Below are 14,176 nucleotides of genomic sequence, written 5' to 3'. Positions count from 1 at the left end.
ATGACGCCGCTCGAACAGTTCCTCCAGCGCGCCGAGACGCTGCTGGCACGGGTGGAGGCGGTGCTGCCGCCCAGCCACCCGCGTGAGCCCGACTGGAAGCGAAGCGTTGCTTTCCGCTGGCGCAAGCGCGCCGCCGGCGGCGCCAGCTATCTGCAGCCAGTCATGCATGCCTCGCCCATCGCGCTGTCGGACCTGCACCACGTGGCGACTCAAAAGCAGCAGATCGAACAGAACACGCGTCAGTTCGTGCAGGGCCGCCCGGCGAACAACGTGCTGCTGACGGGTGCGCGCGGCACCGGCAAATCGTCGCTGATCAAGGCCTGCCTGAACCAGTTTGCCGGCGACGGCTTGCGCCTGATCGAAGTCGACAAGGACGACCTGGCCGAACTGCCCGACATTGTCGACCTGGTGGCCGGCCGCCCCGAGCGCTTTGTGATTTTCTGCGACGACCTGTCGTTCGAAGAAGGCGAGCGCGGTTACAAGGCGCTCAAGGTGGCGCTGGACGGTTCGATCGCGGCGCAGTCCGACAATGTGATCATCTACGCCACCTCCAACCGGCGCCACCTGCTGCCGGAAAAAATGAGCGACAACGCCAGCTACACGCATGCTGCCGATGGCGACCTGCATCCGGGCGAAACAGTGGAAGAAAAAATTTCGCTGTCCGAGCGCTTCGGTCTGTGGCTGTCCTTCTACCCCTTCCGCCAGGACGACTATCTTGGCATCGTGGCCCACTGGCTGGCCAGCTTTGGCTGCACCGCGCAGCAAATCGACGCTGCCCGCGGTGACGCCTTGCGCTGGGCGCTGGCGCGCGGCTCGCGCTCGGGGCGGGTGGCCTGGCAGTTCGCCAAGGATTACGCGGGCAAGATGGCGCCATGAGCGACACCAAACCACCAATCGATGTCGCGGTCGGCATCCTGATGAAACCGAACGGCGACGTGTTGCTCGGTCAGCGGCCCGCCGGTAAGCCGTACCAAGGCTACTGGGAATTCCCGGGCGGTAAAGTGGAACCGGGTGAAGCCATTCTCGACGCGCTCAAGCGCGAATTCGTCGAAGAGCTGGGCGTCCATATCCTGGAGGCGAGCGAATGGTGCGGCGTGGAGCACGTGTACGAACACGCCCACGTGCGCCTGCATTTTTTCATCAGCCATGCGTGGCAAGGGGAGCCGCAAAGCCTGGAAGGACAAGCGTTCGCGTGGCAGGGCACGGTCGGGGTCACGCCGCTGCTGCCTGCCACCATCCCCTTGCTGGAATGGCTGGACCAACTACGCTACTGACGCAATGCGGCTGCTGACAGCTTGAATCAAAAGGACGCCTTTGAACATCATCATTCTGGGCAGCGGGGTAGTCGGTACCACCTCCGCCTATTTCCTGGCCAAAGCGGGCCATCAGGTCACCGTGATCGAACGCCAGAGCGGAGCCGGACTGGAAACCAGCTTTGCGAACGCTGGCGAGATCTCGCCCGGCATGGCCGCGCCGTGGGCCGCGCCCGGGGTGCCAGCCAAGGCCCTGGGCTGGATGCTGGCCCGGCATAGCCCGCTGGTGATCCAGCCACGCTTCGATCCGGCCATGTGGCGCTGGCTGTGGCAAATGCTGGGCAACTGCAACCCGGCCCGCTATGCGGTCAACAAGGCGCGCATGGTGCGCCTGGCCGAGTACTCGCGCGACTGTCTGGTCGAACTGCGCACGGCCACCGGCATGCAATACGACCATCGCAGCAAGGGGACCTTGCAGGTGTTCCGCGATCAGCGCCAGGTCGATGAGGCAGCGCATGACATCGCCGTTCTCAAGCAATACGGGGTGCCGTACGCGCTGCTCGACGTGGCCGGCTGCGAGCAGGTCGAGCCGGCGCTGGCGCGGGTGCGCGGCCAGGTGCTTGGCGGTTTGCGCCTGCCCAACGATGAAACAGGCGACTGCTTCAAGTTCACCCAGGCGCTGGCGGCCATGGCAGCGCAGCTGGGCGTGGTGTTTCGCAATGACCTGACCATTGAAGCGCTGCACAGCGAAGCAGGGCGCATCAGCGGCGTGGCCACCTCCAGCGGCCTGCTGCGCGCCGACGCCTACGTCATGGCCATGGGCAGCTTCTCGCCGCTGCTGCTGGCGCCGCTGGGCGTGCGCATCCCCGTCTACCCGGTCAAAGGCTACTCCATCACCATGCCCGTGATCGATGCAGCCGGCGCGCCCGAGTCGACCGTGATGGATGAAACCTTCAAGGTTGGTATCACGCGCCTGGGCGAACGGATCCGGGTCGGTGGCACCGCTGAACTGACCGGCTACGACAAGAGCTTGCGCGAGAAGCGCCGCGCCACCCTGGTGCGCGCCGTATCGGACTTGTATCCGCACGGGGGCGACCTGTCCCAGACCAAATTCTGGTGCGGCCTGCGCCCCATGACGCCGGACGGCACGCCGCTCATTGGCGCCACGCCGTACCCCAACCTGTATCTCAACACTGGCCACGGCACGCTGGGCTGGACCATGTCCTGCGGCTCGGCGCGGGTGCTGACGGATCTGGTCGGGGGCCGCCGTCCCGACATCAGCATGGAAGGCTTGAGCATGAGCCGCTATGCAGCGGGCAGCGCCCATGCGTGATCCACTTGGTCGGCCGGAACGCTGTGTTTGGTATTTCAGGCAAAGGGGCAAGCCACGCAAAATCACGGAGCTCGGCGAGCTCGCTTCGGCCCTGTTTGAGCAGAATTGCTGCTGCCGGGTTTTCCCAGCTGGGCGGCTCACTAATAGCTTAAGTGGCAAGCTCGACCTTGGTATAGGTCCCCGCCTTCGCGAGGACGATGTTTTGGGGCCGCAGGCCGTGGCACATCGCCTTCGCGCAGGCGGGGGGCTATAGCACGCGTGCACAGCGTTCCCCCTCTAATAGCGCAGCTACCAGGTCGTCGTCTTTGACACCGACGACGCCTGGCTGGCGGTAATGGTCAAGCAGGATTTGCAGCGAACTGCTGGCGCTGGGCGGCGCACTGGGCTTGAAAACCCGCACCCTGGTGGCGACTTAGGCGGCGCTGGTGCGCGGCAGGATCACCGTGAACACGGTGCCTGCCTGTTCGCTCGAGGCGGCGTGGATACTGCCGCCATGGGCCAGCGCGATTTCACGTGCCACAAACAAACCCAGTCCCAGACTGGTGCGCGGGCGCGCATCCGGATCGACGCCGGGCAGTTGCACCAGCGGGCTGAAGATCGTTTCAAGCGACTCGGTCGCAATCACGGGGCCGTCATTGGTGACGGCGATGGTGACGTCGGCCGCGCTGCCAGTCAGGCGCAGGCGCACCGGCTGCGCCTCGGTGCCGTACTGGGCACCGTTGACCAGCAGATTGGTCAGCAGCTGCTGCATGCGCACGCCGTCGAACTGGCCGTCCAGCACGCCCTCGGCCTGCATGTCGAAGCGGGTGGCGGGATGGGTGGCGCTGGCGTCGTCCAGTGCAGCCTGGCCGATGGCGCGCAGGTTGGCCGCCTGCAGGATGGTGGGCATGCCCGCGCCAAGCTGGGTGCGGGTGTAGCCGATCAAGTCTTCCACCATTGCGCTCATGAGGCGGGCGCCACGCTTGACGCGCAGGCCAATGTCGGCCACCTTGGCCGGTTCCAGCCGCACCTGCGACAGCAAGTCGCCAGCCGTAGTCATGCTTGACAAGGGCGCGCGCAGATCGTGCCCCAAAATGGCCAGGAACAGTTCCCGCGTGTGGTCGGCCCTGGCCGAATAGGTGACCACCGATTCAGCCAGCGCCTGGTCGATCGCTTCATTGAAGCGCACCATGTGCTGTACGGCCTGGGCATTCATCTGGCTTACGTGCGGCAGCCACAGACGCAGCACGGTCGCGCGCAGGGCGCGGAACTCGGCTGACAGCTGCAGCAGGGAAAAGTCGCTGGCCTGGCGCAGCGCGCCATGGATCGAGGCGGCACTTTGTCCGCTGGCCGCATCCGGCGCCAGGCCCTGCGATTTGGCCAGCTGTTCTTCGTCGTTTTGCAAGGTGCCGATATCGAGCGCAATCGCGCTCAGGATCTGGCGCGCATGGTCGCGCAGGGCCAGCGGGCTCATTTGGTCGGCAGCCGGCGCCTGAGTGCCGGCAAAGGCTTCCCATTCGGCCAGAATGGCATCCATGCTGTCATCGATGAATTGGTCGAGCCTCATGGGCGCGTTCCGGTGTCGGACACGGCAGTTCCTTGGCACATGGCGGGGATCCCATTGTATGCGATCGCCCGCAAGTACCACGAAAAATTGTGACTACAGGTTATCCTGGTCAGGAATCAGGTCGTCGTCCGCCGGCGCGCCGGGGATGGTGTACTTTTCTTCGGCCCAGGCACCAAGGTCAATCTGCTTGCAGCGTTCGGAACAGAAGGGACGGAACTTGTTTGCCTCGGTCCACTCGACTTTTTTCTGGCAGGTAGGGCAATTTACAACTGGCATAGCGTGACTCACAGCGTTAGAAGTTGCACAGCGTGAGTTCGAATGGAACGTCGTCTTCCAGCGGCTTCGGTTTCAGGTCGCCGCCTTGGGTGGTAAAGCGAACCCACAGCATGTATTTGTTGGCGGATATTTCTGGAATGGCGCCCAGACTGTCGTCCAGGGTCAGGCGCAGCATCTGGTAAACCTTGCCTTGCAGCATTTGCTGGTAGCTGCCGGCGATGGCAATCATCTTGACCGGGCCACCCGAGTCGCGCAGCAGGCGCAGCACCAGGGCCAGTGCGTCAAACAGGGGCGCCAGCGGGGCAAACCAGTTGATGATGTCATTGAAGCGCTGTTCGGCCGGCCGCCGCTGCCAGGCGTAGTAGGAGGGCAGATCGAATTCACAGGCGCCGCCAGGGATGATGGTGCGGCCGCGAATGCTCATCAGCCATTCATTGTCGCGCACGTTCTGGCCGGTCTTGCCTTGCGCTGCCACCAGGGCAGCGCTGACGGTTTCCAGCTCGGCCAGCACGGCGTTGAGCATGTCGGCGGCGACATTCGGATTGGAGCGGTAACTGAGCAGCGACTGCTTCTGGCGCTCCAGCTCTTGCAGCAGATCGGACTTGAGGTCAGCGCGGCCAGCCACTTCGAGCATGTCGAAAATGGTGGCCAGGGCAACGTGATGTTGCATCGCATGTTCTTGGTGGACAAAGAACTTGAATTTTTCGTATAGGTCTTCCAGCCGCAACAACGTGCGTATGCGCTCGTTGAAAGGGTATTCGTAGACGATCAAAATGACATCCCTTTACTTTGTGGGCCGGAGGAGAATCACGTGATTTTGAACCAAGAGAAGCAAAATTACAAACGCTCGCTTGGCAATCGTGACAATCTATCCGAAAAAGCCAGATATTTCTCGTGTAAAAGGGCAATTTGGGGTCGCAACTGCTCGCGCCCGCTGTCATTTCTCACCACGTCGTCGGCTGCGGCCAGCCGGTCGGCACGCGAAATCTGGGTGGCCATGATGGCGCGAACTTGCTCTTCTGACAAGTTGTTGCGGGCCATGACGCGCGCCACTTGCATTTCTTCGGGACAATCGATGGCCAGCACTCGTGTCACGCGTGCGCGCCAGGTACCCGATTCGATCAGCAGCGGCACCACAAAGATGACGTACGGGGCGCGACTTGCCGCGGCCTGGGCCAGCGCTTCGTCACGGATGCGGGGATGCAAAATCGCTTCCAGGCGCTGGCGGGCGCCCGCATCGGCAAACACCAGCTCGCGCATGGCACGCCGTTCCAGGGCACCGCTGGGGTCGGCATAGCCGGGCCCGAACTGGGTCACGATGTCGGCCATGGCGGCTCCGCCCGGCGCGGTCAGGGCATGGGCAATCAAGTCGGTATCGACCAGGGCCGCGCCCAGCTCGGCAAACATATCGGCCACGGTGGTCTTGCCGCAGCCAATGCCGCCGGTTAAGCCGACGCTGAAACGGGCAGGAGGCGCGCTCTGCATCGGCTCAGACCGGCTGGCCGGGATTGAAATACATGCCCATCAGGGTGGCAATTTCCGGGCGGAACAGCAGGGCCAGCATGCCGGCCCCAGCCAGGTAAGGGCCAAAGGGAATCCGGGTGTCGCGGCCATTGCCGGCGAACATCATCAGACTGATGCCAACCACGGCGCCCACCACGGACGAGAGCAGGATGATGGCGGGCAGCATCTGCCAGCCCATCCACGCACCCAGCGCCGCCAGCAGCTTGAAGTCGCCGCCACCCATGCCATCCATCTTTCTGACCAGCTTGAACAGGGCATTCACGCCCCACAGCACCAGGTAACCGGCGGCGGCGCCAAGCACGGCGTCGGGCAGCGTGGCAAATGCGCCGCGGATATTGATCAGCAAACCAAGCCACAGCAGCGGCAGGGTCAGATCGTCCGGCAAGTACTGGGTATCGAGATCGATGAAGGTCATGGCAATGAGCATCAGGCCGAAGACTGCCGCCCCCAGGCCGGCCCAGCCGCTGCCAAACTGCCAGATCATCCAGGCCGCCGTCACGCCCGACAGCAGTTCGATGGCCGGGTAGCGCGCCGAAATCGGCGCCTTGCAGCCACGGCACTTGCCGCGCAAGACCAGGTAGCTGATCACGGGCACATTTTCCAGGGCCGTGATCTTGTGGCCGCAGTGGGGGCAGGCGGAGCGGGGGACCGAGAGCGTATAGGTATCGGTATGCACTGGCTCTTTGCCCACGTGTTCGGCGCAGGCGTTTTCAAATTCGCGCTCCAGCATCTTGGGCATGCGGTGGATGACCACGTTGAGGAAACTGCCGATCAGCAAACCGAACAAGGCGGCGGCAAAGGTCGGGAGCGCGCTGAAAGGCGCTGCAAAAAGAAACTGGTCCATGGAATCCGTTTTGGTTAAGGTCCGCTTGAAAGCACATCGCCCCCGAACAGGCTAGCCTGCGCGAGGGCGATCTTACTGCGTTTGTTGCGTTACGTCGACGCTGCTGCCGTCAGACCACCGCGCCCAGCTTGAAGATCGGCAGGTACATCGCGACCACCAGGCCGCCGATGATCACGCCCAGCACCACCATGATCAGCGGTTCCATCAGCGAGGCGAGGGCGGCGACTGCTTCATCGACTTCATCTTCGAAGAAGCCGGCCACTTTGCCCAGCATCGAGTCAAGCGCACCGGATTCTTCACCAATGGCGACCATCTGGGTCACGATCGGCGGGAACACATTGGCGTTTTGCATGGCCATGGTCAGGCTGGTACCGGTCGATACTTCGTTTTGAATCTTTTTGGTCGCTTCCAGGTACAGCGCATTACCAGCCGCGCCACCGACCGAGTCGAGCGCTTCCACCAGCGGCACGCCGGCGGCAAACATGGTGGCCAGGGTGCGCGTCCAGCGTGCAATCGCGGCCTTGCGGATCACCGTGCCGAAGATGGGCAGACGCAGCAGCAGCAAGTCCATGGTGCGCTGCATCTTGGCCGAGCGTTGCCAGCTCTGGAAGAAGAAGTACAGACCGGCAAAGATACTGCCGAAGATGGCCCACCACCATTCAACGAAGAAGTCGGAAATGGCCATCACGAACAGGGTTGGTGCCGGCAGATCGGCGCCAAAGCTGGTGAATACGGTTTTGAACGCAGGCACCACCCAGATCATGATCACGGCCGTGACCACGAACGCCACGCCCAGAATCGAAATCGGGTACATCAGCGCCGACTTGATCTTGGCCTTCATGGCAATCGTTTTTTCCTTGTAGACCGCCAGACGGGTCAGCAAGTCTTCCAGAATACCGGCTTGTTCACCGGCGCCCACCAGGTTACAGAACAGGGGGTCGAAATACAGCGGGTATTTGCGGAACGCGTTGTTCAGGCTGGTACCGGTCTCGATATCGCCGCGCAAGTCCTGAATCAGTTTTGCCATCGATGGGTTCGAGTGGCCTTTGCTGACGATGTCGAACGATTGCAGCAGCGGCACGCCCGCCTTCATCATCGTGGCCAGCTGGCGCGTGAAGACCGAGATATCCTTGTCGGTGATCTTGCGGCCGCTGCGCATGGATTTTTTCTTGACCTTGGTGACCATCACGCCCTGGCGACGCAGGGTGACGTTCACGATGGCCTCGCCGCCGGCGCGAATCTCGCCGCGCACGATCTTGCCGGTCTTGTCCTTGCCTTCCCAGGCGTAGATGGCTTCCTTGGTGGCGGCGGTTTTTGGTGGTGCAGTTGCCATAAATTTCCTATTCGTTGGTACAGCCGAGTACTTCTTCCAGGCTGGTCAAGCCCTGTTTCACTTTCATCAGGCCCGAACGGCGCAAGGATTTCACGCCTTCCAGCTCCGACTGGGTGGCAATCTCCATCGAGTTGCCGTGAGCGAGAATGATTTTTTCAATGGCCGGGGTAATCGGCATGATCTGGTAAATACCCACCCGGCCCTTGTAGCCGCCGCCCAGGCAGCGGTCGCAGCCGACCGGACCGTAGGGCTTCCAGTTGCCCTCGAGCTCGTCCGGCTTGAAGCCGGCCGCCAGCAGGATCTCGCGCGAGGTCTCGAGCGGTTTTTTGCAGGTGCACAGGCGGCGCGCCAGGCGCTGCGCGGTAATCATGATGACCGAGGATGCAATATTGAATGGCGCCACGCCCATGTTCATCAAACGGGTCAGGGTCGACGGCGCATCGTTGGTGTGCAAGGTGGAAAACACCATGTGACCGGTTTGCGCGGCCTTGATCGCAATGTCGGCCGTTTCCAGGTCGCGAATCTCACCGACCATGATGATGTCCGGATCCTGGCGCAGGAAGGACTTCAGGGCCACCGGGAAGGTCAGACCGGCGCGGTCATTCACGTTCACCTGGTTCACACCGGGCAAGTTAATCTCGGCAGGGTCTTCCGCGGTCGAAATATTGATGCCCGGTTTATTAATCACGTTCAAGCAGGTGTACAGCGACACCGTCTTGCCGGAACCGGTTGGGCCCGTAACCAGCACCATTCCGTAAGGACGCTGAATGGCGTCCAGCAGCAATTCTTTCTGGTCCGGATCGTAACCCAGCGCGTCAATCCCCATCTGGGCCTGGGTGGCATCCAGAATACGCATGACGGTCTTTTCGCCGAACAGGGTCGGCAAGGTACTGACCCGGAAATCGATCGTCTTCACTGGCGACAGCACCAGGCGCATGCGGCCGTCTTGCGGCACCCGCTTTTCGGAAATGTCGAGCTTGGCCAGCACCTTGATGCGCGAGACCAGCTTGTCGCGGATCGACACTGGCGGCTGGGCGTGTTCACGCAGCACACCGTCGACCCGCAGACGGATGCGGTAGAATTTTTCGAACGGTTCGAAGTGGATATCGGAGGCGCCCAGATTGATCGCGTCCATCAGAATCTTGTTCAGGAACTTGACGATCGGCGCGTCTTCAATGTCGGCCTGCGCCTGCTCACTGGCCGCGGCCGGTGAGGAATCGTCGGCGAAGGTAATGTCCTCTTCGTCGCCGCTCATCATTTCAGTGATGTTCTGCTCGGCCGTTTTGCCCAGATTGTTCAGCCAGGCAAGCAGTACATCGTGGGCCACGATCACCGGCTCCACCTGGGCTTCGCTCTGGAATTTGATCTGGTCCAGCGCCTGCGTATTGGTCGGGTCCGAGATTGCCACCGACATCTTGTTGCCGCGCTTGGCCAGGGCGATCACGCGCTGCGTCTGCATCAGCTTGTTATCGATCGCGTTCGCCGGCAACGATTCCATACTGAAGCCGGCCAGGTCCATCAGCGGGTAGCCGAAGGTTTCGGCACAGAAAGCCGCCAGCGAGCGGGCGTCCATGGTGCCGCTGCCAATGACCGCGTCAATGAAGGCGCTCTTGTCGATCTGCGCTTTCTTTTGCAGTGCGTCAGCCTGCTGGACGTTCAGACGCCCAGCCTGCATCAGCGCACGCGCCAAGCCGGACATTGGGTTACCTGACGCCGCGTTCGGAAGGACTGCTGCCATAGTTGAAAGCGTTTTTAAAAAGAGTGAGAAAACGGCAAAGGCGCCGCCCAGCGGTTACCAGAACAGCCGACTGCCTTGGATCATGCCTCTGAGCATCACATTTGTAAAGGGTTACTCGCAGGAGAAGACCTCCAGCTGAGGCGTGCTTACCACGTAGTCATAATGTCACGAAATGTTGCATTGTGCCGTCAGGGGGGAGTCAGGCGTAGCGTGCTGTTAACGGTCGCTGCAATTTGACAACTTTAATCGCCTGGTTTTTGACCTGGATGACTTCAATCACCACACCGCCGATCTTGAGCGCGATCGGGGCGTCGGGGATATCCTGCAGCTGCTCAAGCATCAGACCGTTCAGGGTTTTCGGCCCGTCCAGCGGGAAGTCGAGGTCGAGCCGCTTATTAATATCGCGCAAGGCCGTGCTGCCCTCGAGCAGGCACTCGCCGCGCACGTCCCAGTCGAAGCTTTCGCTGCGGGCCGCGCCTGGAACCGAGGTGGTGAATTCGCCGATCATTTCTTCAATAATGTCGTCCAGTGTCACCAGGCCCTGCACTTCGCCGTATTCGTCGACGATGATGCCCAGGCGTTCCTTGTTTTCCTGAAAATACTGCAGTTGTGTAAATACGCTGGTATCCTGGGGAATATAGTATGGGGTGCTGAGCAGGTCGCGGAAGTGCTGCACCGTCAGCGGCTCTTCTTCATTGAGCAGGGCCACCGCGTGGCGCACATGCAGGATGCCGAGAATCTGGTTGATCTCGCCTTCGTACACCGGCAGCTTGTTGTGATAACACGTGGTCAGCTGGCGCTTGATCTCCTCCACTGGCACGGCCAGGTTGAGCGCCTCGATCTGCGCACGCGGGGTCATGATGTCGTCCACCTTGGTGGTTTCCAGGTCGAACAAGTTCAGCAGGATACTTTTATGCTTTTGCGGAATGAAATTGCCGCCTTCCAGCACAATCGCGCGCAATTCCTCGGGCGAGACGCGGTGCTGCTGGGCTGCGTTGGCAGGGCGCACGCCCAGTACCAGCAAGACCACGCGCACGAACAGGTTGACGAACCAGATCAGCGGCGCGCCGACGGCCATCAAGGGCTTGAGCAGGGTGCTGGCGCCCAGTGACAAATTCTCCGGATAGCTGGCGCCAATGAATTTGGGCGTGATTTCGCCAAACACGATCAGCACGAAGGCCATCACGGCAATCGCGGTAAAAATGGCGCTGTAGTCGAGCCCGAAGAAGGAAATTGCAATCGCGGTGGCGGCCGCCGTGGCCAGGGCATTGACCAGGGTATTGGCAATCAGGATCAGCGACAGCAGGCGATCAGTGCGCTCCAGCAGCCACAAGGTGGTGGCCGCGCTGCGAAAGCCGCGCTTGGCCAGACTGCGCAGGCGATAGCGGTTGGCCGCCATGAGCGCCGTCTCCGCCATGGCGAAAAAGGCTGAACAGAAAATCAGGAAGATGAGTGCGGCGACAAGCACCCAGAGTGGTACGGTATCCAAGGCTCACCGTAGAGAAACTTGCATGGGCAGCGCCAACCATGGCAGCCGCAGAGTGATCGATTTTAAGGCAAGCACAGTTGCAGTGCAAGTTAGACCATGTCCGGCCTAGCCATTCCACCAGTGCGAGGTTTCGCCCATGGCTGGCAGGCGCGCCTGCTGTGCCGCGTGAATGATGCCTGCGGCTAGTGCCTGCTCGGCATCGAAGATACGGGCATTGCCAAACAGATTGGTGCGGATATCGTCCTTGATGCCGGCTTCACGCGTGGCATCTTCAAAAATGCTGGCATACCGTTCAGCGTCGAAATCCAGGCAGTCGCGCCATTCGCTCACGCGTGAATGGTCGGCTGCCACCAGCGAGCCGAACCCCCAGTGCAGCGGGTGGACCAGGAAGCGGGTGCCCGGGCAGGCGTAGCGCTTGCTGCCCGCCAGAAAAATCACCACCCCAACGGACTCGACGCTGCCCACGTTGAAGGTGGTCAGCGGCAGCGGCAGCGACTTGAGGAAAAAGTAGAGCGCGAAGCCGGCAGTCATGTTGCCGCCTTCGGTGGACATATGCAATTCGATTTCGCTGGCGCCGCTCTGCAGCGCCTGCAGGCACAGGTTGCGGACCGTGCAGGCCGAGGCATGGTTGATCGGGCCAATGAAGTGAACGATGTGCAAAGACATTTTTTCTCCCGGGGCTTCTACCAGGAAAGCATAGCAAGCTTTTCGCTTTTGACGGGTTCTGCTGCGCTCAGCTGCCGCGGTAGGTCGAGTAGGACCAGGGCGTGACCACCAGCGGCACGTGATAATTCTGGTCTGGCGCGGCAATGCCAAAGGCAATCGTCACACGGTCAACAAAGCGCGGTTCGGGCAAGTCGATGCCCTGGGCAGCAAAGTAATCGCCGGCGGCAAACACCAGTTCGTAGCGGCCGGCGCGCATGGTCTCGCCTTCCAGCAGGGGGGCGCCGCAGCGGCCGTCGGCGTTGGTCACGGCGCGCGTGACCAGGGTGCGCTGGGCACCGTCAAGCAGATACAGTTCGATGTGCACGCCAGCAGCAGGCTTGCCTTGCGTGGTGTCGAGCACGTGGGTACTGAGTTTTCCCATGATGGTCCTATATGGCTGGGGTGATCTGAATATGGTGGGAATCATATACTGTTGTGTGGCGGTCAATATATGATGGCTGATATACCTAACGCCCTTTCTGCCCATGACCACTTACGATAATTATCCACGCGATCTAGTCGGCTACGGCCGCAGCCCCGTTCACCCGCAATGGCCAGGGCAAGCCCGCGTGGCGCTGCAATTCGTCCTTAATTATGAAGAGGGCGGCGAAAACAATATTCTGCATGGCGATCCGGCTTCGGAGACGTTTTTATCCGAAATCATCGGCGCACAAGCCTTCCCCGCCCGTCACATGAGCATGGAATCGCTCTATGAATATGGTTCCCGCGCCGGGCTGTGGCGCTTGCTGCGGATGTTCGAGGATCGCAAGTTGCCGCTCACGGTGTTCGGGGTCTCGATGGCGCTCAAGCGCAACCCGGAAGCGGTAGCCGCATTTCAGGAACTGGGCCACGAAATTGCGTGCCATGGCTTGAAATGGATCTCGTACCAGAACGTGGACGAAACCACCGAGCGCGCCCATATGGCCGAAGCAGTGCAGATCATCCGCGACTTGACGGGCAGTGCGCCGGCAGGCTGGTACACGGGCCGCGATTCGCCCAACACGCGCCGCCTGGTCGTTGAGCATGGCGGCTTTGAGTACGACGCCGATTACTACGGCGACGACCTGCCGTTCTGGCAGCCGGTGCAGCACGCTGGCGGCGTTACACCACAGCTGATCGTGCCCTATACGCTGGACACCAACGACATGCGCTTCGCTGCCATGCAGGGCTTTAACTCCGGCACCCAGTTCTTCGACTATCTGAAAGATGCGTTTGACGTGCTGTACGCCGAAGGCGACCCGGCCGGCCTGAACCAGCCGAAGATGCTGTCGATCGGCCTGCATTGCCGCATTGTCGGACGCCCGGCGCGCGCGGCCGCACTGGCGCGCTTTCTCGATTATGTGCAAAGCCACGACAAGGTGTGGATCACGCGCCGCATCGATATTGCGCGGCACTGGCGTGCCACCCATCCATTTGTGTCGCCTGAACGCACATGAAAACAATCGATGCACTTGTTGACAAGGGGGATCCGGCGCTGCCGCTTCTGCAGTCGTGGATTGCGCAAGCGGGCGTCCGGTGCGAACTGCTGCCCCCTTCGGAGGAGCGCCAGCGCATTCTGCTGGAGCTGCAAGTGACGACCCATTCCTTGCTCGGCACCGCAGCCTACGAGACCGGCGGCTTACTGGTGGACCATGGCTGGCTGCGAATTCTTGGTTCAGGCCACCCTGCGTTGCTGCGCAATCTGGTCGACTGGAATGAAGACCGGTCTGCCAGCTTCCTGTTGGTTGCTGACGACGTCATTGGCGGCTTTTTTGCCTTGAACGGTGGCGCCTTTGGCGACGATATCGGCAGCGTGTTTTACTGGGCGCCGGACAGCCTGGAATGGGAAGCATGCGGCTTCGGCTACAGCAGCTTCGTGGAGTGGGCCATGAGTGGAGCGTTGAAACAATTCTACGCGGGACATTACTGGGAAGGATGGGAGGCGGAGGTTGGGGCGGTGCATGGCGATAAATGCTACAACTTCGTTCCACCATTGTTCTTGAGCACGCAACCGCCGAGTCCGCGATCGCGCCGCTTGATTTCCGTGGCTGAGCAATATGCGGTGAACATGTCTTTCAGCGAGCAACTAAGTGACCCGCCCGAAGCTGGATAAAACGCTGTCCATTAGCGGCCGGTTTGGGTAGAGTCATGGCGAA

The 14,176-nt window shown here is 61.4% G+C and carries 15 protein-coding genes; 5 read left to right on the top strand and 10 right to left on the bottom strand.

All coding sequences use genetic code 11. The annotated features are described in order from the left end of the window. From BUC24_RS17765 to BUC24_RS17755, 3 genes are read left to right on the top strand one after another with little or no spacing between them, the layout of a single operon-like run. A complete protein-coding gene (locus tag BUC24_RS17765; protein WP_073219157.1) occupies nucleotides 1-876 on the top strand; it encodes an ATP-binding protein in 876 nt (291 codons plus the stop codon). Further along, nucleotides 873-1,274: an NUDIX domain-containing protein gene (locus BUC24_RS17760; RefSeq protein WP_073219154.1), complete on the top strand. Its 402-nt coding sequence runs from the start codon at nucleotides 873-875 to the stop codon at nucleotides 1,272-1,274. The genes BUC24_RS17765 and BUC24_RS17760 overlap by 4 nt, the downstream gene beginning before the upstream one ends. Nucleotides 1,275-1,314: 40 nt before the next feature. Further along, nucleotides 1,315-2,586: a D-amino acid dehydrogenase gene (locus BUC24_RS17755; protein WP_073219151.1), complete on the top strand. Its 1,272-nt coding sequence runs from the start codon at nucleotides 1,315-1,317 to the stop codon at nucleotides 2,584-2,586. 412 nt (nucleotides 2,587-2,998) lie between these two features. Here BUC24_RS17755 and BUC24_RS17750 read toward each other — a convergent pair whose 3' ends face one another. From BUC24_RS17750 to uraH, 10 genes are all read right to left on the bottom strand, one after another. Further along, on the bottom strand, nucleotides 2,999-4,132 hold the full coding sequence (locus BUC24_RS17750) for a sensor histidine kinase (protein WP_073219148.1): 1,134 nt from the start codon (nucleotides 4,130-4,132) through the stop codon (nucleotides 2,999-3,001). Between the two features lie 93 nt (nucleotides 4,133-4,225). Then, the gene (yacG, locus tag BUC24_RS17745; protein WP_073219145.1) at nucleotides 4,226-4,408 is read right to left on the bottom strand and encodes a DNA gyrase inhibitor YacG; all 183 of its coding nucleotides are present in this window, start codon (nucleotides 4,406-4,408) and stop codon (nucleotides 4,226-4,228) included. Nucleotides 4,409-4,424: 16 nt separating this feature from the next. After that, on the bottom strand, nucleotides 4,425-5,180 hold the full coding sequence (gene zapD, locus BUC24_RS17740) for a cell division protein ZapD (RefSeq protein ID WP_073219142.1): 756 nt from the start codon (nucleotides 5,178-5,180) through the stop codon (nucleotides 4,425-4,427). Nucleotides 5,181-5,245: 65 nt separating this feature from the next. Next, nucleotides 5,246-5,893, bottom strand: coding sequence for a dephospho-CoA kinase (gene coaE, locus BUC24_RS17735; RefSeq protein WP_073219139.1), 648 nt, complete (start codon nucleotides 5,891-5,893; stop codon nucleotides 5,246-5,248). A gap of 4 nt (nucleotides 5,894-5,897) precedes the next feature. Then, nucleotides 5,898-6,776, bottom strand: a complete 879-nt coding sequence (locus BUC24_RS17730; protein WP_073219136.1) for a prepilin peptidase — start codon at nucleotides 6,774-6,776, stop codon at nucleotides 5,898-5,900. Nucleotides 6,777-6,885: 109 nt separating this feature from the next. Continuing rightward, nucleotides 6,886-8,109: a type II secretion system F family protein gene (locus BUC24_RS17725; RefSeq protein ID WP_073219132.1), complete on the bottom strand. Its 1,224-nt coding sequence runs from the start codon at nucleotides 8,107-8,109 to the stop codon at nucleotides 6,886-6,888. A gap of 7 nt (nucleotides 8,110-8,116) precedes the next feature. Further along, nucleotides 8,117-9,808 (bottom strand): type IV-A pilus assembly ATPase PilB, encoded by a 1,692-nt coding sequence (pilB, locus tag BUC24_RS17720; protein WP_229448274.1) that lies wholly within the window; start codon nucleotides 9,806-9,808, stop codon nucleotides 8,117-8,119. A 238-nt stretch (nucleotides 9,809-10,046) separates the two neighbouring features. Then, nucleotides 10,047-11,336, bottom strand: coding sequence for an HlyC/CorC family transporter (locus BUC24_RS17715; RefSeq protein WP_073219127.1), 1,290 nt, complete (start codon nucleotides 11,334-11,336; stop codon nucleotides 10,047-10,049). A gap of 105 nt (nucleotides 11,337-11,441) precedes the next feature. Continuing rightward, a complete protein-coding gene (locus BUC24_RS17710) occupies nucleotides 11,442-12,002 on the bottom strand; it encodes an ATP-dependent Clp protease proteolytic subunit (RefSeq protein WP_073219124.1) in 561 nt (186 codons plus the stop codon). 67 nt (nucleotides 12,003-12,069) lie between these two features. Next, nucleotides 12,070-12,423, bottom strand: a complete 354-nt coding sequence (gene uraH / locus BUC24_RS17705; RefSeq protein WP_073219121.1) for a hydroxyisourate hydrolase — start codon at nucleotides 12,421-12,423, stop codon at nucleotides 12,070-12,072. Between the two features lie 103 nt (nucleotides 12,424-12,526). Between uraH and puuE the strand changes: the two genes are divergently transcribed. Together puuE and BUC24_RS17695 are read left to right on the top strand one after the other, a co-directional pair. Beyond that, nucleotides 12,527-13,477 (top strand): allantoinase PuuE, encoded by a 951-nt coding sequence (puuE, locus tag BUC24_RS17700; RefSeq protein ID WP_073219118.1) that lies wholly within the window; start codon nucleotides 12,527-12,529, stop codon nucleotides 13,475-13,477. Then, the gene (locus BUC24_RS17695) at nucleotides 13,474-14,133 is read left to right on the top strand and encodes a DUF2625 family protein (protein ID WP_073219115.1); all 660 of its coding nucleotides are present in this window, start codon (nucleotides 13,474-13,476) and stop codon (nucleotides 14,131-14,133) included. The genes puuE and BUC24_RS17695 overlap by 4 nt, the downstream gene beginning before the upstream one ends. The last annotated feature ends 43 nt before the right edge of the window (nucleotides 14,134-14,176 follow it).

The sequence above is a fragment of the Massilia sp. CF038 genome (genome assembly GCF_900129765.1).
GTDB lineage: Bacteria > Pseudomonadota > Gammaproteobacteria > Burkholderiales > Burkholderiaceae_D > Telluria_A.
This window is presented reverse-complemented; position numbering and strand designations above follow the sequence as displayed.